The organism is Burkholderia sp. BCC1638, assembly GCF_902833195.1.
Lineage (GTDB): Bacteria > Pseudomonadota > Gammaproteobacteria > Burkholderiales > Burkholderiaceae > Burkholderia > Burkholderia diffusa.
The window spans coordinates 1-24,531 of the sequence record NZ_CADFEC010000049.1 but is presented as its reverse complement, the minus strand read 5'-3'; the positions used below and the strand labels follow the sequence as shown (position 1 = coordinate 24,531).

The window sequence follows — 24,531 nt, the reverse complement described above, 5'->3', positions numbered from 1 at the left end:
GTGACGGCATCGGCGTCGTCCGAATAGCGTTTGAAGCGCAGCAGCCGGCAGAACGGCTTCTCGACGATCGTCTGCTCGACGATCGGGATGTTGTGGCCGTCCTTGACGATCTGATGAATGTTGAAATCGGGTTTCTCATAGTCTTTACCGATCCGGTAAAGGAGTTCACACGCAGCGGCCATCCGTGTCGCGCCGGGTGTCAGGGAGAACGGGCTGGACGGATTGGCGAACGATTTGGAGGCGGCCTGGGCCCAGGCCGTGAGCGGGTTCAGTATCGCCCGGTGAGACTCATACAGTTGATAAAGCATTGGTCCTCCTGATTTCTATGCGTTGCTGGCACACCAATAAACGAATTTCGCAGTGCCGATTGAAATATCCAGATTTATCCAGAGCGTGATGATTCGCATATGGCGTATGTGAAAAATCGCGCACGGCGATTATTCATCGAGTGCGGCTCGCGACTCAAATCGCTCACGCGTGGCTGCTTCATCAAGTTCGCCGAACGCGTAAGAAGACTCAAGCCACAAGGCGTTAACGACGCCAAACGCGAGAGCCAGTCCCAATCCGAGCATCCAGGTGAAATACCACATGAGTAGCCCCTACAGTACTGTCAATACAGTTTCGTTGATTTATCTCGAATCATTTCTACGGTGATCTTTCCGCGAAGCGTGCGATAGACATAGTTCGTATAAAGCACGATCAGTGGCACGAATATCACCGCTACGAACAGCATGACCTGCAGCGTTCTCGGGCTCGACGTAGCGTTCCATACGGTAAGGCTTGCCGCTGGATTCACCGACGATGCGACCAACACGGGAAATAACGCGACAGCCACGCTGCCGACGACCGAGAGCACTGCTATAGAACTCGCACAAAAGGCGGCAGTCCAATGTTGTGACCGGCTAAGAATCGCAGTCGCGACGGAACCCGACCAAGCCGATACCGGCAAGGCCGCTAACCACGGGTAACGCACGAAGTTCCGTGCCCAACCGCCTGCGACGAACTGCGATGACAAGTAGTTCTCGTCTTGCGTCGCTGCGGGCATCAACAATGACGAGACGTGTAGGCCAGGCAAGGTTGTGGCAACCCATAGCGCGCAGCAGGCGAAGAGCACCGCGAATGCGAGCGCCGCGCCTGTTGTCCATCGGCCTATCTCGATAGAGAATGTTGAATCGACACGCCTTTGCACGTACGCACCACCATGCATCATGCACATCGCAACGGTTGCTAAGGCAACGGTAAGCGGAAATGCGTGGAGTAAGTCGAATAGCGTCACATGGCAGTCGAGTCGGTAGTCTTGATCAAGCGTGAAAGGTAGTCCAACAAAAAGGTTGCCGACTACCAGGCCGAACAAGGAAGCCGAAGTGAATCCGCCACCACACAACACGCTATCCCAGGTAACTCGCCACCATCGACTTTTCAGCTTACTCCGATAGTCGAATCCGACAGGTCTCGCAAAGAGCGAAAAAAGCGCGAGCATCATTGGCACGTAGAGACCCGAGAAAATCACGGCGTATACCAGCGGCCATGCAGCAAACGTCGCACCGATCGCGCAGATGAACCAGGTCTGGTTTCCCTCCCATGTCGGTCCGATCGCATTAAGTACAACACGGCGCCGTTCGTCGGACTTCGCGACCCATGGGAGCAGTATCAACGCGCCAAAATCGAATCCGTCCGTTACTACGAAACCGCAGAATAGGGCCAAGATCAGAATCCACCAAGTCAGCTGCAATATATCAGGCGCCAACATGAGCCCTCCCTTTCTCGATCGTGGCCGTTTGAATCTCAAAGTGATAGCGCCCCGATCCGAGACTGCTTGGTCCCCTGCGGGCATACTTGAACATCAAAAAGAGCTCAATACCGAGCAGCAACGTATAGATGCAGGCGAGTCCGCCGAGGCTGAAATACAGATCGCCACGTGAGGCGCTCGATGCACTCAGAAACGTCGGCAACACACCGCTGATGGTCCACGGCTGCCGCCCATATTCTGCAACGAACCAACCGAACTCAGCCGCAATCCACGGTATCGGAATCGACCAGAGCGCGAGCCTCATCAGCCATCGCTGCGGCGCGACGTTGCGGCGTGCAAGAAAATAGAAGGCGCATCCGAACAGAATTAGCAGCCAGAGTCCTAGCCCAGCCATGCAGCGGAATGCCCAGAACATCGGCGCGACGCGCGGAATCGTATCCCGCGCCGCAGAGTCGATCTGAGCATCCGTCGCATCGACAACGCTTGACGTGTATTTTTTCAGCAAGAGTCCAAAACCGAGATCGTTCTCATATCGACGCCAAACCTCCAGCGCGGCTGCATCGCTACTTCCGTTCCGGATTTCTTGCAACGCAGCGTACGCCTGCTGCCCGCGGCGAATTCGCTTCACTGCGTCGGCGCGAAGTTCACGGATACCGATCACCGGCGTATCGACGGAGCGCGTGGCTATCAACCCCAACAGCCAAGGGACGTAGATCGCATAATCGGAAGTTTCACGGGTTTCATTCGGAATGCCAAACAACATGAATGGAGCCGGCGTCGGCTGAGTTTCCCATTCCGCCTCGATCGCCGCGAGCTTGACCTTCTGCACCTCGCCCGTCGTGTACCCTGACTCGTCGCCCAGCACGATCACCGACAACACCGACGCCAATCCGAACGCAGCGGCGATCGCAAACGACCGTATAGCGAATGCCACGTCGCGCCCTTTTAGCAGATACCAGGCACTAATACCGAGCACAAACGTTGCTGCTGTGACGTAGCCGGCAGCCACCGTATGGACGAACTTGACCTGCGCGACAGGATTGAAGATCACCTCGGTGAGACTCGTCATCTCCATGCGAAACGTTTCAGGATTGAACGCAGCGCCGACCGGATTCTGCATCCAACCGTTTGCGACAAGAATCCACAGCGCAGAAAGATTCGACCCGACTGCAACAAGAAATGTCACCGCTAGATGTTGTACGCGCCCGAGCCGATCCCAGCCGAAGAAGAACAAACCGACGAACGTAGATTCGAGAAAAAAAGCCATCAACCCTTCGACAGCAAGCGATACGCCGAATACGTCACCTACATAGTGCGAGTAGTACGCCCAGTTGGTGCCGAACTGAAATTCAAGCGTAACGCCCGTCGCGATGCCCATCGCGAAATTGATGGCGAAAAGCTTCCCCCAGAATTGCGTCATATCCCTATAGATGATCTTGCCCGTCATGACATGCAGCGCTTCCATGATGAACAGCAACCATGAAAGCCCGAGCGTCAACGGTACAAATAGGAAGTGATACAACGCGGTGATACCGAACTGCACCCGCGAGAGGCTGACGACTTCGGGATCGATGCTCAAAAAGTGTTCTCCCAGGGGTGCAACTCGGGGAATGCGGGCAAGCATGTTCCAAATATGCCCGCGGGCACGTGGAAGCTAGTCAGTCAAGCTCCCGTGTCACTTTCCGTCGGGGGACGGAGCAAGGTACGCAGCGCTCGACATCGCTTCGCACATACCCATCAAGACACCGCTCGCAAGCGTCGCATAGTGATCCAGAATCGCCTGCGTCGCATGCTGACCAAGCGCGCGGCCGTCAGCCACTGCTTGTTTCGTCTGCGACATTAACTGCTCGACCGCGGTCTTCGCGCTCGGTCCCGACGACGTTCCGGTCTGCCTGAACGCGCGAATCGCGTCGACCCACGGTCCACGCATCGGCGGCGCCGACGCTTCGGCCGCGCGATCCATAGCCGCAAAGAATGCGGACTCGAGACCCTCGACCTGTTCGACAGCATCGCGGATCTGCGGCGTGCGCAGATCCGCCCCCTGTTCAAATAGATGCTGCAGCGTACGGCGGTGCACATCGATGATCCGAACCATTGCCGCGTCCATCCCCTCTACGGCCTCGGCCAGAAGCTGCACCCGGCCAATGGCACCGCTCGGGTTCTGCGCAACACCTGCTGACGCCGCCGCAACGACCGCCTGCAGCGTATCGATCGTGCTTTTGAGCGTCAGCTCCCGCCCCTGCAATGCCCTCAACATCGCATCGCGCACCGCCTCTTGTAATGCTTCCCCTTGGGCAGCGCTGGCTTCCGCGAACTGCCGGATGAGGGCGTCATGATCCGTCTTCAAGATATCCATTTCCTCTCCGTACGCATGTCCACTTACTGCATGTGCTGGCCGCCGTTAATCGCAATGTTGGCGCCGGTTACGAATGCCGCCTCCTCAGATGCGAGATAGATAATCAGACCTGCGACTTCCTCCGGCTTGCCGAGGCGACCAACGGGAATTTGCGGCAGAATCTTCGAGCTCAACACCTCCTCGGGGATCGCCGTCACCATCTTCGTTCCGATGTATCCCGGCGAGATCGTGTTCACCGTCACGCCTTTCTTCGCCACCTCCTGTGCAAGTGCTTTCGTGAATCCGTGGACACCGGCCTTGGCCGCCGAATAGTTGGTCTGGCCGAATGCCCCTTTTGAGCCATTCACCGACGACACGTTGATGACGCGGCCCCAGCCACGCTCGACCATCCCGTCGACTACCTGCTTGGTCATGTTGAACAGGCTGTCGAGATTGGTTCGCATCACGGCGTCCCAATTGACCTTGTCCATCTTCTTAAAGGTCATGTCGCGCGTGATACCCGCGTTGTTCACAAGCACGTCAACCGCACCGACCTGCGCCTGCACCTCTGCCACCGCACCGCTGCACGAATCGAGATCTGCAACATCGCATGCGACGGCGACGATGTCGTAACCGCGCTCCTTCATGCGTGCGACCCATTCCTCATGCGACTTGTTGCCAGGCGAATACGTTACGACCACCCGATAGCCGGCGTCCGCCATCTTTGTCGAGATGGTTTCACCGAGTCCACCCATGCCACCCGTAACCAGTACCACGCGTTGCTCACTCATTTGTATCTCCAGTAATTATTGAAAGTGCGCTCAACGCTCGATTGCGAGCGCCACACCCATACCGCCGCCGATGCACAGCGACGCCAGCCCGCAGCGAACGTCCCGCCGAATCATTTCGTGAAGTAACGTGACCAAAATGCGCGCACCGGAAGCACCAATCGGGTGACCAATGGCGATCGCACCACCGTTCACATTGATCCTGCTGGTGTCCCAGCCCATCTCTTTGTTTACAGCACATGCTTGTGCTGCGAAGGCCTCATTGATCTCCAGAAGATCCACGTCCTGTGCGTTCCAGCCGGCTTTTTCGAGGCAACGCTTCGACGCGGGAACAGGCCCCATGCCCATCATGCTCGGGTCAAGACCCGCAGACGCATAGGCCGCGATCCGCGCCATCGGCTTGAGACCGAGCTCGCGCGCCTTCGTTGCGGACATCATCAGCACTGCGGCCGCGCCGTCGTTCAAACCGGAAGCGTTACCGGCGGTTACGCTTCCGGTTTTCGAGAACGCGGGCTTTAGACTGCCCAGGGCTTCTGCTGTCGTACCAGGTTTGATGAACTCGTCGCGGTCGAACACCACGACGCCCTTTTTCGATGCAACCTCAACCGGCACGATCTCGGCGACGAACTTGCCGGCGAGTTGAGCAGCCTCAGCTTTCTGCTGTGACGCAGCGGCGAACTCATCCTGCGCTTCGCGCGAAATGCTGTACTCCTGCGCGACGTTCTCTGCCGTGATACCCATATGGTATTGGTTGTAGACATCCCACAGACCGTCATGAACCATCGTATCGGTCAACTTCCAATCGCCCATGCGGCACCCTTCGCGTGAACGCAGGAGCACGTGAGGCGATGCACTCATGTTCTCCTGGCCGCCTGCGACGATGATCCCGGAATCGCCGCAACGGATCGCCTGTGCTGCCAGATGGGTGGCTTTCAATCCCGAGCCGCAGACCTTTCCCACGACGAATGCGGGGACCCCATGTGGCATACCCGCCTTGATAACCGCCTGCCGCGCAGGATTCTGCCCACCGCCTGCCGTCAGTACCTGCCCCAGAATCACCTCGTCGACCTGGTCTGCCGTGACACCCGATCGCTCGAGCAACGCTTTGATCACGACTGCACCGAGGTCCGGCGCCGCCACCGATGCGAGAGAGCCACCGAACTTCCCAACCGCCGTGCGGGCAGCACCAACAATGACTACGTCTTCCATCTCTACCTCCACTAGAAATTGATCTACTTGTTCTAGATAGCCTTCGCCACCGCGAATCGCCCCGGTGCGGGTTCTATCACCGGAAAGCATTCGTTGCCGGCGAGTGGTGGCGGCTCGACACACGCGCCCCCGTGCGTGTGCAGCCACTCCATCCACTCCGGCCACCAACTTCCCTCTTGGCGCACCGCACCTGTAAGCCACACATCCGGGTCCGCGCAGATCTCGCCGGTCCAATGATGACGCTTACGCTTTGCGGGGGGATTCACGACACCGGCAATATGCCCGCTCGCGCCAAGGACGAATCTCGTTGATCCGCCAAGCAGCCGCGTACTGGCGTACGCGCCTTTCCACGGCACGATGTGATCATCTCGAGACGCGAACACGAATGCTGGGACGTCTATGCTGGCGAAATCGACGGGTTGCCCGCATTGAACCGTTCCGCCCGGTACACGCAAGCGGTTCTCGAGGTAAGCATTGCGCAGGTACCAGCAATACATCGGTCCCGGAAGATTGGTGTGATCCGAATTCCAGAATAGGAGATCGAATGCGGCCGGGCGTCTCCCGTTTAGATAGCCGCTCACGACATAAGGCCAGATCAGATCGTTCGCACGCAGCGATGCAAATACGTTCGCAAGCTCAACGCCTCGCAACACGCCGCCCCGACCGATCGTCATCTCGCGTGCCGTAACCATTGACTCAGTTACGAGCAAGCCGATCTCCCCTGCATCGAAGAAGTCGAGCAACGTCGTCAGCAGCGTCACGCTCGCCGCGCGGGACTCACCACGCGCCGCAGACACCGCGAGCGCACACGCGAGCAGCGTCCCGCCGATACAGAAGCCCAACGTGTTGACCTTGTCGGCTCCACTGATATCGCGTGCAACATCGAGCGCTCGCAATACGCCTCTTTCGATGTAATCGTCCCATTGCAGTTGTCCGCATGTGGCGTCGATGTTGCGCCACGACACCAGGAACACGGTGTGGCCCTCACTCACCGCATAGGCGACCAGCGAATTCTCAGGCTGAAGATCGAGGATGTAATACTTGTTGATGCAGGGCGGCACGATCAGCAACGGACGCTCGCGAACCGACGCTGACGTCGGCGCATACTGAATCAGTTGCATCACCTCGTTCTCGAATATCACGCTTCCCGGCGTGACAGCGAGATCGACACCGACCGAAAACGCGCTGTCGTCCGACATCGATACCGCACCTTTGGCGAGATCTTCGAGGAATAGACGCAACCCTTCGATCAGACTCGATCCTCTCGTATCCAGCGCAGTCTGAAGTGCCTCCGGGTTCGTTGCAAGGTAGTTTGCCGGACTAACGGCATCGAGTATCTGATGCAACAAGTACCGCCACCGGCCCTTGGTACGATCGTCCACGGGCATTGCGGATAGGGCTTTGTCGAACGCCTCGCATTGCGCCAAATAGTGCTGCGCCAGCGCGATATAACGCGGGTCCTTCTTCCACGCGTCATCGCTGAAGCGTCGATCCTCGGTTGCACGGACGGCCGTCTCATTCAACACGTTCGGCGCTGCCCAAAGCGCTTCCAACTCAGGAAGACCGTTGATATGCCACCGAACAAACGCCTCGCACGCATTTCGCCAGGCTCGCGCTGCCTCGTCCGCAGGTGTGTCGAGAGTCCACAAGCGCATCAAATCGCGCCACCAAGCGCTTGGGTCAGGATGATTGGTTTTCATATTTTTTCTCTTGCAATCAGATATCACGCCGGCTCAATGCAATTTCACGTGCTGACCGCCGCGGCGCGTGAGCAATCTCGCCAGTGTGTCAACGATCACCTTGGGCCACCCATGCAGCGCCAACTCATGCATCTTGTAGAGTGATTCGTACATGATTCGCGCAAGCATGCCCTCGATCATGAGACTGCCTCCCATTGGGCCACCCATCATATTGCCAACGGTGCTGAACTTGCCTAGCGACACGAGCGAACCAAAGTCGCGGTACCGATAGTCGCGCAGCGGTTTGCCTGCCAACTTCAGCTTCATCTGCGTCACCAAATGCGCTGCCTGCTGGTGAGCCGCCTGAGCGCGCGGCGGCACATTACCGTCAGTGCCACCGCATGGGCATGCGGCACAGTCACCGAACGCAAAGATATCCGGATCCCGAGTTGTCTGCAGCGTGGCGCCAACGACCAATTGGTTGATGCGGTTCGTTTCGAGACCGGCGAGGTTACTCAGGAAGTCTGGCGCCTTGACACCGGCAGCCCAGACGACGAGCTCCGCCGCCAACATTCGTCCGTCCGCGAGGGACACACAGTCACCGCTGACTTCCGCCACGCGCGCATTTGTGTGTACCTCCACGCCCAGTTTGTCGAGCAACCGCTCGGTTGCCTGCGAAAGCCGCGGTGGTAGGGCAGGCAGCACACGATCAGCAGCTTCGATGAGGCTGACTTTGATGTCCTTGTCGGGATCGATTCGATCCAGTCCATATGCGACCACCTCACGCGTCGTGCGATGAAGCTCCGCCGCCAGTTCAACGCCAGTGGCGCCCGCGCCGATGATCGCGACGTGAAGTTGCTCTGGCCTGAGTGGTGCAGCTTGGGTGTGAGCGCGAATGCAGGCATTGACCATCCGAGCATGAAACCTTTTCGCATCGCTTTGGGATTCGAGCCTCACCGTATGCGCCTGTACACCCGGGGTCCCGAAGTCATTCGTACGGCTCCCGATCGCAATGATTAGCGTGTCGTACCCGAAGACCCGAGCCTGCGTAACGTTCCTTCCCTCGTCGTCGATGAACGGTGCCACCTGAATCTCGCGCCGTTCTCGGTCGAGTCCCACCATTTCGCCGATGCGATACCGAAAACTGTGTCGATGCGAATGCGCCAAGTAGTCGACTTCGTGCGCGCTTGTGTCCATGCTTCCGGACGCGATCTCGTGCAGTTTTGGTTTCCAGACGTGTGTGCGATGACGATCTACGAGCGTGATCTCTGCAGCGCCCCCCCTGCCATACTTCCTGCCAAGGCGCGTGGCCAGTTCGAGACCGCCAGCACCACCGCCGACGATGACAATACGATGCGGTTTCTGGTGTGCACTGTTCATGATCGTCAAAGTCCTGCCGCCTGGGCTTGATTTTCAGCGTGGTAACTCGAACGCACCAGCGGCCCGCACGCAGCGTGGGTGAACCCGAGGTGCTGCGCGTGCAACCGAAACGCATCGAACTGCGCTGGCTCGACGTAACGAAGCACCGGTAGGTTACCTGCGCGCGGCTGAAGGTATTGCCCGATCGTCAGCATGTCCACGTTATGTGCACGCAGGTCGCGCATGACCTCCTGCACCTCCGCATCCGTCTCGCCTAGCCCAAGCATCAACCCGGACTTCGTCATCACGTCGCTGCGCCCTCGCTTGAATTCGGCAAGAAGCCTCAGCGAATGTGCATAGTCTGAGCCTGGTCGTACCGCCCGGTACAGGCGAGGCACCGTTTCGAGGTTGTGGTTCAGAACATCAGGCGGATCAGCCACCAACCGCTCGATCGCCAGCTCAAGACGCCCGCGGAAATCCGGCACCAGCACTTCGATTTGCGTCTCGGGCGACTGGTTGCGGATCGCACGGATACATGCCGCAAAGTGCGCTGCTCCCCCGTCGCGCAGATCATCGCGATCGACGCTCGTCACAACGACGTACGACAGCCTAAGTCGCGCCACGGCCTCGGCAAGCCGGTCCGGCTCTTCCGGATCCGGCGGACGCGGCCGACCATGCGCAACGTCGCAGAATGGGCAGCGGCGCGTACAAAGGTCACCTAGCACCATAAACGTGGCCGTGCCGCGACTGAAGCATTCACCGATGTTCGGGCAAGCCGCCTCCTCGCAAACAGTGTGCAGGTCACCTTCACGCAGCAAGCGCTTGACCTCACGAAACGCAGGACCGACTGGCAAAGGCACACGCAGCCATGAAGGCTTGATCTGTGCCTCCGACGGAACAGGCTGGATCGGAATCCGCCGTGTTTTGGCATCGCCACGCTGCCCTTCGGCGGCGGGCGCCGCTGGATTGCGGATGTCCATTGCATGCCCTCCGTTCAGACGCCCACGCGCTCTGACGCAGCGTCGACCACGGCCAGCGCCGTCATGTTAACGATGCGACGCACAGTCGACGCCGGTGTGAGAATATGCGCGGGACAAGCTGCCCCAAGAAGGATCCCCCCCACGGTGATACCGTGGCCAGCCGCGACGCGGAGCAGGTTGTATGAGATATTCGCGGCGTCCACATTAGGCATCACGAGTACGTTGGCCGTGCCGTCGAGATGCGATTCGGGAAACTCACCGTCCAGGACGGCGCGCGACAGTGCCGCGTCACCCTGCATTTCCCCTTCGATCGCGAGTCTGTGGTCTCGCGCTCGAACCATCCTCAGCGCATCGCGCATCTTCCGTGCAGATGGCGCGTCCGATGAACCGAAATTGGAGTGGGACAACAATGCCACGGACGGGATGACACCAAAGCGGCGCACCTCTTCCGCGGCCAGCAACGCGATCTCCGCGATTTGCTCAGAATTCGGATCGCGATTGACGTGCGTGTCGCAGATGAACAGTTGGCGCTCCGGCAGCATCAGCATCTGCATCGCGGCGAGAGTACTCACACCTTCTCGTGTCCCGATTACTTCTTGTACCGCGGACAGGTGCTCGGTATAACGGCCAACCGTTCCACACAACATGGCATCCGCGTGCCCCATGCGCAGCAACATCGCAGCCAGCAGCGTGCTCTGGCTGCGCATCCGCGCGAGCGCGAGCGAACGCGACACACCGTCACGGCGCCGCATCTCGTAGTACGCTTCCGCGGAGTCTACATAGACGCCAGGATCGAGCGGATTCACGAGATCGCAGTTCTCACCCGGTGACAACCTAAGATCGAATCTGACGATTTCTTCCATGATTACATCGGGCCGTCCGACGAGTAGCGGACGCGCGAGGCCCTCGTCGATCACAACTTGCGCGGCACGCAGCACGCGTTCGTCTTCCCCTTCCGCGTAAATTACTTTCTTCGGCGAACGCTTGGCGGCCGCAAACACCGGCTGCATTGCGCTGCTCGATCGATAGACGAACTGACTCAGTTGCTGCCGATACGCGCTGAGATCAGCAATCGGCTCCTGGGCAACGCCGCTGTCTGCCGCAGCCTTGGCGACCGCCGGCGCGACCACTTCGATCAGGCGCGGATCGAACGGTTTCGGGATCAGGTATTGCGGTCCGAAGCGCAATCCATGTGCACCGTACGCTTGTGCAACGCTCTCGGGAATCTCGGCATGCGCCAGCTCTGCAATTGCGTGCACCGCCGCCAGCTTCATTTCCTCGTTGATCGTCGTGGCGCCCGAATCGAGTGCACCTCGGAAGATGAACGGGAAGCACAGAACGTTGTTGACCTGGTTCGGATAATCGGATCGCCCCGTCCCGATGATCGCGTCAGGGCGGACTGCTAGCGCCACTTCGGGCATGATCTCCGGCGTCGGGTTCGCCATTGCGAGAATGATCGGATTCGGCGCCATCGTCGCAACCATGTCTTGCGTGAGCACGCCGCCCGCGGACAGTCCAAGGAAGATATCAGCGCCGGGGATCACCTCCGCCATCTTGCGTGCGTCCGTGCCACGCGCGTAGCGAGCCTTGTTCGGATCCATGCCCTCGGTCCGTCCGATATAGACGACACCAGTCGCATCGCAGACAAACACGTTCTCACGCCGCAGGCCGAGACTGACTGCCAGATCCAGGCACGCAAGCGCAGCAGCCCCTGCTCCGGACGCCACCAACTTGACCTCTTCGATATTCTTGCCGACGCATTTGAGTGCATTGAGCAACGCGGCAGCTGCGACGATCGCGGTACCGTGCTGATCATCGTGGAAGACCGGGATCTTCATTCGTTCCCGCAACTTCGACTCGATATAGAAGCACTCGGGCGCCTTGATGTCCTCGAGGTTGATACCGCCGAAGGTAGGCTCCATGCGCGCGATCGTATCGATCAGCGCGTCCGGGTCGTTTTCCGCGAGTTCAATGTCGAACACGTCGATGCCGGCAAACTTCTTGAACAAACATCCCTTGCCCTCCATCACCGGCTTGCCGGCCAGCGGACCGATATTGCCCAGTCCGAGCACGGCAGTCCCGTTAGTGACAACGGCAACGAGATTCCTGCGCGCGGTCAGATTCCCTGCCTCCTTCGGATCGTTAATAATCGCCATGCACGCCTCGGCGACGCCCGGTGAGTACGCCAGCGCGAGATCTCGCTGTGTCGCCATTGGCTTAGTCGGGGTGACCGAGATCTTGCCGGGAACCGGATAGCGGTGATAGTCAAGTGCGGCGTCGCGCAGTTCGTCTGCCATGGAAATATCTCCGTTGCAAAGCCAGGCCACCGCATATGCGAGGCGCTAGACATTTAGTTATACGAATAATTTTAAAGCGGTGGTCAATGGACACACACCGTGACAGGCGTCCGTGGCGAACCGGGCCCTGACGGGTTCCGATTCGCCGTGCCAACCCTATTTCTTCTTTACCGGTGGCAGATCTGTGCAGACGCCCTCAAATACCTCCGCTGCTATACCGACAGATTCGCCTAGCGTGGGATGAGGATGGATCGTTTTGCCGATGTCGGCGGGCTCGCATCCCAGCTCGATCGCAAGACAAACTTCGCCGATCAAGTCACCCGCATGCGTGCCAACAATGCCTCCACCAATTAGGCGGTGCGTCGCTTCGTCGAACAGCAGCTTAGTAAAACCCTCGTCGCGGCCGTTGGCGATCGCACGTCCCGACGCAACCCACGGGAACACTGCTTTCCCATACTTGATACCTTCGGCCTTGCATTGCTCTTCCGTTTTTCCTGCCCATGCGACCTCAGGATCGGTATAGGCCACCGATGGAATTTGTCGCGCGTCGAAATGCGTGGTTTCGCCGTGCGCGGCCTCTGCCGCGACATGCCCCTCATGGACCGCCTTGTGCGCGAGCATCGGCTGGCCGACGATGTCACCGATCGCGAAGATGTGCGGAACATTCGTGCGCATCTGGCGATCGACTTCGATAAATCCTCGCTCGGTGACTGCGACCCCCGCATTCTCCGCGCAGATCTTCCGGCCGTTCGGGCTTCGCCCGACGGACACCAGCACCATGTCGTAGCACTGCGGTTCTGGAGGTGCCTTATCGCCTTCGAAGCTCACGTAGATGCCGTCGGGCCGTGCTTCCGCCTTTGTCGTGCGCGTTTTCAGCATCACATGCGCAAAGCTGTCGTTGTTGAATTTTTCCCATACCTTGACGAGGTCGCGGTCGGCGCCAGCCATCAAGCCATCGAGCATCTCAACGATATCGATGCGCGCGCCGAGAGACGAATAAACAGTCGCCATCTCCAGGCCGATGATGCCACCGCCCACCACCAGCATCCGCCGAGGAATCCGATTCAGCTTCAGCGCGCCTGTCGAGTCCACCACACGTTCGTCGTCCGGCATGAACGGCAGCTTCACCGCCTCGCTGCCAGCCGCAATGATCGCCTTAGCGAATCGGATGATCTTCCTGCCACCCTCCGGCAATGCGACCTCAAGGTGATGCGGGTCGCGGAATCCACCTGTACCGTGAATCACCTCGACCTTGCGTACCTTTGCCATTCCGGCCAATCCGCCCGTGAGCTTGTGAATCACGCCGTCTTTGAACGAACGCAGCGCATCGATATCGATCTCGGGTTTGCCGTATCGGATACCGTGATCGGCGAGCCGAGATACCTCAGTCATCACGCCGGCCGTATGCAGCAGTGCTTTGGACGGAATGCAGCCGACGTTCAGGCACACGCCCCCGAGCGTTGGAAAGCGCTCAACGAGGACCGTCTTCATTCCGAGATCAGCCGCGCGAAATGCAGCGGAGTAGCCGCCGGGGCCGGCGCCCAGAACGAGCATGTCGCATTCGATATCGGCATTGCCACTGAAGTGGGCTGCTTTCGGGAACGCTGCCTGTGATTGCACCGACTCCGTCGACGACTGCGCAGGGAAAAACGCCGCGGGCTGCTCCGAGGCCGTTTTGCTTTCGGTCGCCTCAAGCATCAGAATGACGGTTCCTTCGCTGACCTTGTCGCCAATCTTGACCGTCAGTTCCTTCACGACACCCGCTTGACTCGACGGAATCTCCATCGACGCCTTGTCGGATTCGACCATGATCAGCCCGGTATTGACCGCAATGATCTCGCCCGGTTTAACCAATACCTCGATCACGGCGACATCCTTGAAGTCGCCGATGTCAGGAACCTTGACTTCTACACGTTGTGTCATTTCAACCTCGAATCAGAACATGGTTCGCCGCAGGTCGGCGAGCACGCTGGCAAAAAGAACCGTGAAGCGCGCGGCGGCCGCGCCGTCAATCACCCGGTGGTCCCATGACAGCGACAACGGCAAGATCAGCTTGGACTGGTATTGCTTGCCATCCACCGACACCTGCTTCCAGAACGACTTGCAAACGCCCATGATCGCGACTTCAGGCGCGTTGATGATGGGCGTGAAGTACGTTCCTCCAATGCCACCCAGCGACGAAATCGTGAACGTGCCGCCTTGCATCTGGTCTGGCTTCAGTTTTCCGTCCCGTGCCAACTTTGCCAGTTCGCTCATCTCCTTACCGATTTCCGGGATGCTCTTCCTGTCGACGTCCCGAATCACCGGCACCATCAGGCCGTTTGGCGTATCGGCGGCGAATCCGATATGCCAGTAGTCCTTCAGAATTAGCGCATCTCCATCCAGACTTGCATTGAATTCCGGGAATTTCTTCAGCGCTGCGACGGCGGCCTTCATAATGAACGGCAACAGGCTCAGCTTGACGCCAGACTTCTCGAGTTCCCGGTTCATCGACACGCGGAACTGTTCCAGATCCGTGATATCCGCTTCGTCCTGGGTAGTGACATGCGGAATGACCACCCAGTTTCGATGCAGGTTCGCGGCGGAGATCTTCTTGATGCGCGAAAGATCCTTACGGGAAACTGGGCCGAATTTCGCGAAGTCGACGTTCGGCCAAGGCAACAGGTCGAGACCGCCACCTCGACCGCCGGTGGTATCGTCTGAGGACGTAGCCGGCTTCGCTGTGGCCGCCGCTGCTCCGCCCTTCGCGAACGCCTCGATATCCGCGCGGACGATTCGACCGTGATTGCCACTACCGCGGACTTTGCCGAGATCCACGCTGAGCTCTCGCGCAAGCTTGCGCGCGGCTGGCCCGGCATACGCGAGCGCAAACGCCTGCTCGTCAATTGTGCCGCTAGCTGCGGGTTTCGGAGGCGCGGAGGCCGCGACAACTGCCTCCTGGGCCGGCGCTCCGGCAGGCGCAGCGGCGACGCCATTGGCGGTGCTGAGCGTCAGGATTACCGTCCCCTCATTCACCTTGTCACCAAGCTGAACCTTGACCTCGCTGACGACGCCCGAAAGCGGAGCCGGCACGTCCATCGTCGCCTTGTCAGATTCCACCGTAATCAGCGGATCTTCCGCCTTCACCGTATCACCCGGCCGTACATGAATCTCGATCACCGGCACGTCGGTGAAGTCGCCGATATCCGGCACGCGCACGTCGGCCGCGCCAGTCGGCGCCGTCGCCGGCGCCGGTGGCGGCGCTACGCTCGGCTTGGCCGACGCCGGCGCCACACCGTTCGCACCGGCAAGCAGAATGATGCTGCCCTCGCTGACGCGGTCACCGAGCTGCACCTTTAGTGTGTGCACGATTCCTTCGAACGGCGCGGGCACCTCCATCGTCGCTTTATCCGACTCAAGCGTAATCAACGGATCCTCGGCCTTGACCGCGTCGCCCGCCTTGACATGGATATCGATGATCGGTACGTCCTTGAAGTCACCAATATCGGGCACCCTGATTTCAATCGCTTCGCTCATTTTGTTGTCTCCTCATACCGTCCAGGGTGCCGCGGCCTCGGTGTCGATGCCGTACTTCGCAATGGCTTCCGCTACAACCGATGCCTTGATCACACCTTCTTTCGCCAGTGCGTTGAGAGCCGCGATCGCGATGTGCCAGCGATCGACCTCAAAGAATCGACGTAGCTTGCGTCGATAGTCGCTGCGTCCAAAGCCATCGGTGCCGAGTACGGTGTAGCGACGTCCTGCTGCCTGGACCGACGAACGGATCTGGTCCGCATAGTTGCGCATGTAATCTGTCGCGGCGACGACAGGGCCGTCATGCCCGCTCAGGCATTGCTCGACATGGCTCACGCGAGGCTCGGCAGCGGGATGCAGTCTGTTCCAGCGCTCCACATCCATGCCGTCGCGGCGCAGCTCATTGAAGCTCGTCGCACTCCAAACATCCGCGGCAATCTTGAAATCGCTGTGCAGCAAATCCGCAGCGGCAATCACCTCGCGCAGAATTGTGCCGCTTCCCATCAACTGCACCTTGTGACCTTTTCGCTCGGCCTTTCCACCGTCACGCAGCAGATACAGGCCCTTGAGAATCCCCTCTTCGCTGCCTTCCGGCATCGCCGGGTGCGCGTAGTTCTCATTCATCAGCGTCACGTAATAGAAGACGTCTTCCTGCGCCTCGACCATGCGCCGCATCCCTTCGCGAACGATCGTGACGACTTCATACGCGAAAGTCGGGTCGTACGATACGCAATTGGGAATCGTGCCCGCGATCAGGTGGCTGTGTCCGTCCTCGTGCTGTAGACCCTCGCCATTCAGTGTCGTGCGTCCTGCCGTCCCGCCGAGCAGGAAACCGCGAGCACGGATGTCGCCCGCCAGCCATGCGAGATCGCCGACCCGCTGCAAGCCAAACATCGAGTAGTAGATGTAGAACGGGATCATCGGCACATCATTCGTGCTATACGATGTCGCGGCAACGATCCAGCTCGACATCGCACCGCCTTCGTTGATCCCTTCCTGTAGCACCTGGCCGTCGGACGATTCCCGGTAATACATCAGCTGATCAGCGTCCTGCGGCTTGTAAAGCTGCCCCGTCGATGACCAGATTCCGAGCTGCCTGAACATCCCCTCCATGCCGAACGTACGCGATTCGTCCGGGACGATAGGCACGACGTGCTTTCCGATCGTCTTGTCACGCACCAACGTACCGAGCATCTGAACGAAAGCCATCGTCGTCGAGATCTCGCGCTCGCCGGTGTCTTTCAGTAGCCGCTCGAACGCCTCGAGCGGCGGGATTGGGAGTGACGATGATTTGCGACGTCGCTGCGGCAGGTAACCGCCGAGTGCGGAACGGCGCTCTTGAAGGTAACGCATCTCGGGACTGTCGTCCGCCGGACGAATGAACGGAACGTCGGCCAATTGTTCGTCCGTCAACGGGATACGGAAGCGATCCCGAAAGCCGCGCAATGCGTCCTGCGTCATTTTCTTCGCTTGGTGAGCGATCATCTGACCCTCGCCAGACTCGCCCATCCCGTAGCCTTTCACGGTTTTCGCAAGGATCAGGGTCGGCTGGCCGGTGCACTTCACCGCCTCCGCATAGGCCGCATATACCTTCGCCGGATCGTGGCCACCGCGCGAGAGTGCCCAGATCTCATCGTCCGTCATGTCCGCGACCAGCGCACGCGTCTCTTCGTAGCGGCCGAAGAAATGCTCTCGAACATAGGCGCCGCTTTTGCTCTTGAAATCTTGGTACTCGCCGTCGACGCACTCTTCCATCAACTCGAGCAGCTTGCCGCTGCTGTCCTTCGCGAGCAATCGGTCCCACCCGCCGCCCCACAGCACCTTTATCACCTTCCAGCCGGCACCGCGGAAAACGCTCTCGAGTTCCTGAACGATCTTGCCGTTACCGCGCACGGGCCCATCGAGCCGCTGTAGATTGCAGTTGATAACAAACACGAGGTTGTCGAGTTTCTCCCGGCCCGCGAGCGATATCGCGCCCAGCGACTCCGGTTCGTCCATCTCGCCGTCACCCATGAACGCCCAAACCTTTCGCGGCGCGGTGTCGGCAAGACCTCTTCCCTGGAGGTACTTCAGGAAGCGCGCCTGATAGATAGCCATCAGCGGCCCGAGTCCCATCGATACCGTCGGGAATTGCCAGAAATCTGGCATGAGCCACGGGTGCGGATAGGACGGCAGGCCAATACCGCCGGTCTCCTGCCGATAGTTGAGCAGTTGTTCTTCGCTGAGCCGTCCCTCGACGTACGCACGTGCATAGATGCCCGGCGAACTGTGCCCCTGGATGTAGACGAGATCACCGCCATGTCCGTTGCTCGGCGCATGCCAGAAATGTCCGAAGCCAATGTCATAAAGCGTTTCGGCTGACTGGAAGCTAGCAATATGACCGCCGAGCTCGGACGAATCCTTGTTCGCGCGCAAGATGATCGCCAACGCATTCCAGCGGATGATCGAGCGCAGGCGCTCCTCGACGCTGAGGTCACCGGGATTGGGCGTCTCTTGCTGCGGAGCAATCGTATTGCAGTACGGGGTTGTCAGAGACTGCGGTACGTAAATGCCCTCACGTCTCGCCTGCTCCACCAGACTGGTGACGAGATAGTTAGTGCGTTCGCTTCCACGATGCGCACTAACGGCACGTAGCGCATCCAGCCAATCCGAAGTTTCTGCGGGATCGTTATCATCCTTTGTTGTCATTTTGCAGTCCTTTATTTATGAATGGATCACATTCCGTCCAGGAACGCGCACTATCAGGTCGGATGTCCGTCTACTCTTCGCGGCCAACCATCCGATCAGGTCTAACCCAGTCGGAAAACTGTTCGTCGGAAACCAGCCCGAGACTCGACGCAGCCTCACGCAGAGTCACACCTCGCGAATGGGCTGTCTTCGCAACACGAGCCGCATTCTCATAGCCGATGTGCGGATTCAACGCGGTGACGAGCATCAGTGAATTCTCGAGGTTGCGCTGAATCACAGGCAAATTCGGCTCGATACCAACTGCGCAATGACGGTTGAACGAGTCACACGCATCACCAAGCAGTTGCACCGAATTGATCAAGTTGAAGATAATCACCGGCTTGAACACATTGAGCTGAAAGTGGCCGCTCATACCGGAAACGTTGATCGCAACATCGTTTCCAATGACTTGCGCGCAAACCATTGACAACGCTTCCGCCTGAGTCGGATTCACTTTTCCAGGCATGATCGACGAACCAGGCTCGTTCTCGGGGATAAGAATCTCCCCGATGCCGCAGCGCGGGCCGGACGCGAGCAGCCGGACATCGTTGGCGATCTTCATCAGACTCACTGCCAACGTCTTCAACGCGCCGGACGTCTCGACCATCGCATCGTGTGCAGCCAGCGCTTCGAACTTGTTGTCGGCACTGCGGAACGGATGCCCGGTCAGGTTCGCGATGTGCGCCGCAACTCGATCGGCAAAACCCCGCGGCGTATTCAAGCCGGTCCCCACTGCTGTTCCACCCAACGCAAGTTCCGCAAGGTGTACAAGCGTATGCCGAACGGCACGCAGGCCGTGATCTAATTGCGAGCAGAACCCCGAAAGTTCCTGCCCCAATGTGATCGGCGTGGCATCCATCAGATGCGTGCGTCCTATCTTCACAACATGCATCGTCTCTTCGGATTTCCGTGCCAGTGTGTCGCACAATGTTGCGACGCGCGGCAGCAGGTGCTCGACGATAAGCGTATACGCGGCAATATGCATCGCAGTAGGAAACGAATCGTTCGACGACTGGGAACGGTTCACGTCGTCGTTCGGGTGCAGCAGCTTCTTTTCGTCCGTCAGGTTGCCGCCGCGCAGCACATGCGCCCGGTTTGCGATCACCTCATTGACGTTCATGTTCGTCTGCGTGCCCGAACCGGTCTGCCACACCACCAGCGGAAACTGATCATATAGTTGACCGGCAAGGATTTCGTCGCATACGGACGCGATGAGCGAGCATGCGTCGTCAGAAAGAACTCCGGCCTCGCGGTTAGTCAGGGCCGCAGCCTTTTTGACGATAGCGAAGGCGCGAATCAGCTCTCGCGGCATCAACTGACCGCCGATCGTGAAGTTCTGGCGGGAACGCTCAGTCTGAGCACCCCAGTAGACTTCGGCCGGAACCGCGATCTTCCCCATCGTGTCATGCTCGATACGGTACGGCATACCCATCTCCTTCGCGTAACGCGTTGTCGGTTAATGCCTGCTTCGTGCGCCGTCTATCAATACGTCTGGAACATTTTCTGAATCTCTCGAGTATCGCTGGTGCGCGTCAGCGCAAGCATCAACAGAATCCGGGCCTTCTGCGGATTCAACGTATCGCTGACGACGAAGTCCAACTGATCGTCGTTCGCCTCGCCATTGCGCGCGACGATGCCGTTTCCGACACGGGAGCCGCGAACGATCACGACGTTCTGCTTGCGTGCATCGACGAGCGCCGGCTTCACGTCCTGATGCAGACTTCCGTCACCGACGCCAGCGTAGACAATGCCCTTGTCACCCGACGCAACGAATGCATCGACAGCCGTCCGACCGACGTTTTCGTAGCCGTACGCAATGTCGACCTTCGGCAGCGCGTCGAGCTTGGACACGTCAAATGGGGTATCGACCGTGTGCAACCGGATCGGAACCCGATAGAAATGCGGTCGACTGTCCTGCATATAACCGAGTGCACCGAGGTCAGACGAGCGGAAAGTATCGACTGTTGACGTATTTGCTTTCGTGACTTCGCGAGCGGCATAAAACTGGTCGTTCATTGCGACAAGCACGCCCTTGCCAGCCGCCGCCTTGCTGCCGGCGAGGATCACTGCGTTGTACAGGTTGATCGGGCCATCCGCCGAAATCGCGGTCGACGGTCTCATGGCCCCCACCAATACGACCGGCTTGTTGCTCTTGACCACGAGGTCGAGGAAGTAGGCGGTCTCCTCGAGAGTGTCGGTGCCGTGGGTAATCACGATGCCATCGACATCACGACGAGCCAGCAGTTCGTTCACCCGCTTTGCGAGTTTCAGCCAGAGCGTATTCGTCATGTTTTCGCTGGCCACCTGGAACACCTGCTCGCCGGTCACGTCGGCGACAGTCTTGAGTGCCGGGACAGCATCAATGAGTTGCTCGACACCGACTTTCGCGGCCGTGTAGCCAACGGTCGTTGTGCTCGTCGCCCCGGTCCCCGCGATGGTTCCACCAGTCGCAAGTATCAAAACGTGCGGCAAGTCCGCTCCGGAACGCGCCGCGCCCGCGCCTTCACTTTGCGCCTGTGCGCCAGTCGCCATCACCGCGCTGCCGGTCAGCAGCAGAATCGCGGCCAAACGGCGTTGAATACTATTCAAACGATATGCAAGTTGCATAGTTATCCTCTATATATTGCAAAGGTTAGTTCCCGAGACAACGACAGCATCTCGCCGTCTGGGGAAGGCCGTCCGTCACCATTGACGGACGGCTTCGATCCCATCTTGCATGAGGGTCGCTTAAGGAGAACGCGGCGGTGCGTTTCTGCCCGGATGCATCAATCGGCAACAGGGGTTCGCTCCGCGCCTCAAAATGCGGTCGCTACAATCGCCTTCGCTTCCGCCGAACCTGCCACCGCAGCATCGCGAGCATAGCCAGTCAAGAATCGGACAATAGGGCGATCGAGGTCTCACAGTGACTCTGTTGTTACGTGCGGTAGGTTCTCGGCGTGACTACGGCTTTGGCCCCGTCGACTTCACCGTTACGACCGTTATGCTCGCGCATCGGGAAGCGGCGCGGGCCGCGTCAGGACCTCCGGCCTCAGAATTTCATCCAGCTGAGCCTGACTCAGCAGTCCTCGCTGCAGCACGATCGCCGCGACACTGCCCCCGGTTGCGTGCGCCTCCTGCGCGACCGAAGTTGCATTGGAATAGCCGATATACGGGTTCAGCGCAGTCACGATACCGATTGAGTTCTCGACCGTCTCGCGCAGCCGCTCTTTGTTTGCGGTAATTCCCTTTACACAACGATCTGCAAGCGTATAGCACGCGCGTCGGAGATGCGTGACGCTCTTGAACAGGCTGTGCGCGATGATCGGTTCGAACGCATTGAGCTGGAGTTGCCCCGCCTCGGCCGCAAAGGTGACCGTGAGATCGTTTCCAATAATCTCAAACGCAACCTGATTGACGACCTCTGGAATCACGGGGTTGACTTTGCCCGGCATGATGCTCGACCCTGCTTGCATCGGCGGCAGGTTAATCTCGCCCAGGCCCGCGCGTGGCCCGCTCGACAGCAGCCGCAGATCATTGCAGATCTTCGAGAGCTTCACCGCGACACGCTTGAGCACTCCAGACAACTGGACGAACGATCCGCAGTCCTGCGTGGCCTCGATGAGGTTCGGCGCCGCGACAAGATCAATGCCAGTGAGACGCCCGAGATGGTGCACAACGAGGGGGGCATAGTCCGGGTGGGCGGTAATGCCCGTTCCGATCGCGGTCGCGCCCATGTTGATCTCGCGAATCAGCGACGCCGCTTCGCGCAGACGCTCCTGATCCTCTGCCAACATCACCGCATAGGTGCTAAATTCCTGACCGAGCGTCATGGGCACGGCATCCTGAAGCTGAGTGCGCCCCATTTTGAGCACGTCAACGAACTCATCCGCTTTTGCAGCGAATGCCTCGCGCAACACTTCCATCGCCTCGATTAGACCGTAAATGCCAAAATAGGTCGCAATCCGCAATGCCGACGGATACACGTCGTTCGTACTCTGCCCGATGTTGACGTGATCGTTCGGATGCAGGTGCTGGTATTCGCCTTTCTTATGTCCGAGTAGCTCGAGTGCGCGGTTTGCGATCACCTCGTTGGCATTCATGTTTGTCGACGTGCCTGCACCACCTTGGATCACGTCGACCACGAACTGATCGTGCCACGCACCAGTACGCAACTCTTCACACACGTCAACAATCACGCCGCAGCGCTGGTGATCAAGGAGCCCGAGTTCGTGGTTCGAAATCGCTGCCGCCTGCTTGATGAAGGCGAGCGCGTTTATGAGATCTGGATAGATCGAGATCGGCGTGCCAGTGATCGGAAAGTTCTCAACGGCGCGCAGTGTGTGCACCCCGTAATACGCGTCCGCCGGGACATGGTAGTCGCCCAGCAAATCGTGCTCGATTCGCATTGATTGGTCCGCCATCTTCGTTCTCCTCCGTGTCGTGGTCAACCGATTAAACGAAGGGTAGGCAGCCATTTTTCGGATGCGTGAGTCTCATGCGCAATCGGAATAAGGCGCGTCGAAAATAGCAACGGTTACGGCCGAACTCTTCGGGTATTTCCGATTGTGAACCAATGGTACGTGGGATAATTTTGTGTATCCCACAACGAGGCCATCATCATGGAAGCAAAATGGCTGGAAGATTTCTTGAGCCTCGCGGATACGCGCAGTTTCTCTCTCGCCGCGCGCACTCGACATCTCACGCAGTCGGCGTTCAGCCGACGAATCAGCGCTCTGGAAAGCTGGCTGGGCGCGAAGCTCATCGACCGAAGCGTCAGCCCTGTCCGACTGACATCGACCGGATGGATGTTCCGCAGCTTGGCCGCGGATATTCTTCGCAGCATTTATGCGGCAAGAACGCTCGCAAATGGACACGAACCGCTAGCCAACGATGACGCGGTCGTTCGGTTCGCGGTTGCCCACACGCTCGTGTTCACATTCATTCCAAACTGTCTTAAGCAACTGAGCCTCGAATTGGGGCAACTCAAGGCGAAGGTGCTCGCCGTCAATGTGCCGGAAGGGATCCAAGAACTGGTGGACGGCGGCTGCGACCTGTTGATCGCCTACCATCATCCGCAGTTGCCGATCCTGCTCGACCCGAACCATTTCCCATTCCTTACGCTGAGCGTCGAACGAATCCTGCCGGTCTCGGCACCGGACGAACACGGGAAGCCGATTTACATGCTCCCCGGTCGCACGAACGAGCCGCTCCCATTCATGGCCTATTCGTCAGGAGCGTTCCTGGGCAATGTCGTCGAGATGCTGCTTATGGATGCGACTGAACCTTACTCGCTTCGCCGAACGTTTGAGACCCACATGTCGGAGGCACTGAAGGGGATGGTCGCAGCTGGGAATGGAGTCGGATGGCTTCCCGAAAGCTGCATTTCCCGCGAGCTTGCCGACGGTTCGATCGTCCAAGCTGGATCTGGCACCTGGATCACCGAACTTGAGGTTCGCTTGTACCGATGTTTAGATAAAAGCAGCGCTGCTACAGACAAATTGTGGAACCACATCAGCCTGCAGCGTCACCGTAACTTGGGGCAAGCAGCATAGTCGTTAGTCCCTTAGAAATTGGATGACATCCCAGCCGATAGGTCTCGACTCAAGCCAAGACGTAGTCCGGTCTGGAAGGGAGACTGCGGTGGCCTTCCACCGCTTTCCCTGAAGGATTCACTTGCGTTGGTAACGATGACAATAGAGTGTTCTCGTTGCAAACCGCAAAGAGACAGCAGTCAAGCATGTATTTACCTTCATAAGATAATTGCAATTGAATTCTTGCCAGTAGTACTAGGGAAACACTGATTAATAGGCGATCGCGCGAGGTGGTCGGCGATGTGGGCGGGGAATGGCCGGATACCGAAGCGAAGCGCCGCCCATTCGGAGAAGTTTGCCCCGAGGATGCACCTTATTTCTCGC

17 protein-coding genes and 1 pseudogene are annotated in these 24,531 nt (G+C 58.8%); 1 reads left to right on the top strand and 17 read right to left on the bottom strand.

Translation table 11 applies throughout. The annotated features are described in order from the left end of the window. From HWX22_RS30290 to aspA, 17 genes and pseudogenes are all read right to left on the bottom strand, one after another. Window positions 1-308 (bottom strand): annotated as a pseudogene (locus tag HWX22_RS30290) (polyhydroxyalkanoate depolymerase); the annotation flags it as partial. A 129-nt stretch (window positions 309-437) separates the two neighbouring features. Beyond that, window positions 438-590, bottom strand: a complete 153-nt coding sequence (gene cydX / locus HWX22_RS30285) for a cytochrome bd-I oxidase subunit CydX (protein ID WP_175889158.1) — start codon at window positions 588-590, stop codon at window positions 438-440. Between the two features lie 20 nt (window positions 591-610). Next, a complete protein-coding gene (gene cydB / locus HWX22_RS30280) occupies window positions 611-1,750 on the bottom strand; it encodes a cytochrome d ubiquinol oxidase subunit II (RefSeq protein ID WP_175912378.1) in 1,140 nt (379 codons plus the stop codon). Further along, the gene (locus HWX22_RS30275) at window positions 1,737-3,329 is read right to left on the bottom strand and encodes a cytochrome ubiquinol oxidase subunit I (RefSeq protein ID WP_244114831.1); all 1,593 of its coding nucleotides are present in this window, start codon (window positions 3,327-3,329) and stop codon (window positions 1,737-1,739) included. Before HWX22_RS30275 ends, cydB begins: the two co-directional genes overlap by 14 nt. 96 nt (window positions 3,330-3,425) lie before the next feature. Further along, window positions 3,426-4,106 (bottom strand): DUF6781 family protein, encoded by a 681-nt coding sequence (locus HWX22_RS30270; RefSeq protein ID WP_175912375.1) that lies wholly within the window; start codon window positions 4,104-4,106, stop codon window positions 3,426-3,428. Window positions 4,107-4,129: 23 nt separating this feature from the next. Beyond that, window positions 4,130-4,876 (bottom strand): acetoacetyl-CoA reductase, encoded by a 747-nt coding sequence (phbB, locus tag HWX22_RS30265; RefSeq protein WP_175889162.1) that lies wholly within the window; start codon window positions 4,874-4,876, stop codon window positions 4,130-4,132. A gap of 30 nt (window positions 4,877-4,906) precedes the next feature. Then, window positions 4,907-6,082, bottom strand: a complete 1,176-nt coding sequence (locus HWX22_RS30260; protein WP_175889163.1) for an acetyl-CoA C-acetyltransferase — start codon at window positions 6,080-6,082, stop codon at window positions 4,907-4,909. A gap of 32 nt (window positions 6,083-6,114) precedes the next feature. Further along, window positions 6,115-7,782, bottom strand: a complete 1,668-nt coding sequence (gene phaC / locus HWX22_RS30255) for a class I poly(R)-hydroxyalkanoic acid synthase (RefSeq protein WP_175916939.1) — start codon at window positions 7,780-7,782, stop codon at window positions 6,115-6,117. A gap of 33 nt (window positions 7,783-7,815) precedes the next feature. Further along, the gene (locus HWX22_RS30250; protein WP_175912373.1) at window positions 7,816-9,141 is read right to left on the bottom strand and encodes an NAD(P)/FAD-dependent oxidoreductase; all 1,326 of its coding nucleotides are present in this window, start codon (window positions 9,139-9,141) and stop codon (window positions 7,816-7,818) included. Between the two features lie 5 nt (window positions 9,142-9,146). Then, a complete protein-coding gene (lipA, locus tag HWX22_RS30245; RefSeq protein ID WP_175889166.1) occupies window positions 9,147-10,100 on the bottom strand; it encodes a lipoyl synthase in 954 nt (317 codons plus the stop codon). 14 nt (window positions 10,101-10,114) lie between these two features. After that, on the bottom strand, window positions 10,115-12,397 hold the full coding sequence (locus tag HWX22_RS30240) for an NADP-dependent malic enzyme (RefSeq protein WP_175916938.1): 2,283 nt from the start codon (window positions 12,395-12,397) through the stop codon (window positions 10,115-10,117). A 156-nt stretch (window positions 12,398-12,553) separates the two neighbouring features. Then, complete coding sequence (lpdA, locus tag HWX22_RS30235; protein ID WP_175889168.1) at window positions 12,554-14,320, bottom strand: dihydrolipoyl dehydrogenase; 1,767 nt, start codon at window positions 14,318-14,320, stop codon at window positions 12,554-12,556. A 12-nt stretch (window positions 14,321-14,332) separates the two neighbouring features. Next, window positions 14,333-15,913 carry a dihydrolipoyllysine-residue acetyltransferase gene (locus HWX22_RS30230; RefSeq protein WP_175889169.1) on the bottom strand — a complete coding sequence of 527 codons (1,581 nt, stop codon included), beginning with the start codon at window positions 15,911-15,913 and terminating at the stop codon, window positions 14,333-14,335. A 12-nt stretch (window positions 15,914-15,925) separates the two neighbouring features. Continuing rightward, on the bottom strand, window positions 15,926-18,598 hold the full coding sequence (gene aceE / locus HWX22_RS30225) for a pyruvate dehydrogenase (acetyl-transferring), homodimeric type (protein WP_175912369.1): 2,673 nt from the start codon (window positions 18,596-18,598) through the stop codon (window positions 15,926-15,928). A 70-nt stretch (window positions 18,599-18,668) separates the two neighbouring features. Then, the gene (fumC, locus tag HWX22_RS30220; protein ID WP_175889171.1) at window positions 18,669-20,063 is read right to left on the bottom strand and encodes a class II fumarate hydratase; all 1,395 of its coding nucleotides are present in this window, start codon (window positions 20,061-20,063) and stop codon (window positions 18,669-18,671) included. A 56-nt stretch (window positions 20,064-20,119) separates the two neighbouring features. Further along, window positions 20,120-21,169, bottom strand: coding sequence for a type II asparaginase (locus tag HWX22_RS30215; protein ID WP_175912382.1), 1,050 nt, complete (start codon window positions 21,167-21,169; stop codon window positions 20,120-20,122). Window positions 21,170-21,615: 446 nt separating this feature from the next. Beyond that, the gene (gene aspA, locus HWX22_RS30210) at window positions 21,616-23,037 is read right to left on the bottom strand and encodes an aspartate ammonia-lyase (protein WP_175916937.1); all 1,422 of its coding nucleotides are present in this window, start codon (window positions 23,035-23,037) and stop codon (window positions 21,616-21,618) included. A gap of 198 nt (window positions 23,038-23,235) precedes the next feature. Here aspA and HWX22_RS30205 point away from each other — a divergent pair, with 198 nt between their 5' ends. Continuing rightward, entirely contained in the window at window positions 23,236-24,168 is a 933-nt protein-coding gene (locus HWX22_RS30205) for a LysR family transcriptional regulator (RefSeq protein WP_175889174.1), read from the top strand. Window positions 24,169-24,531: the final 363 nt, after the last annotated feature.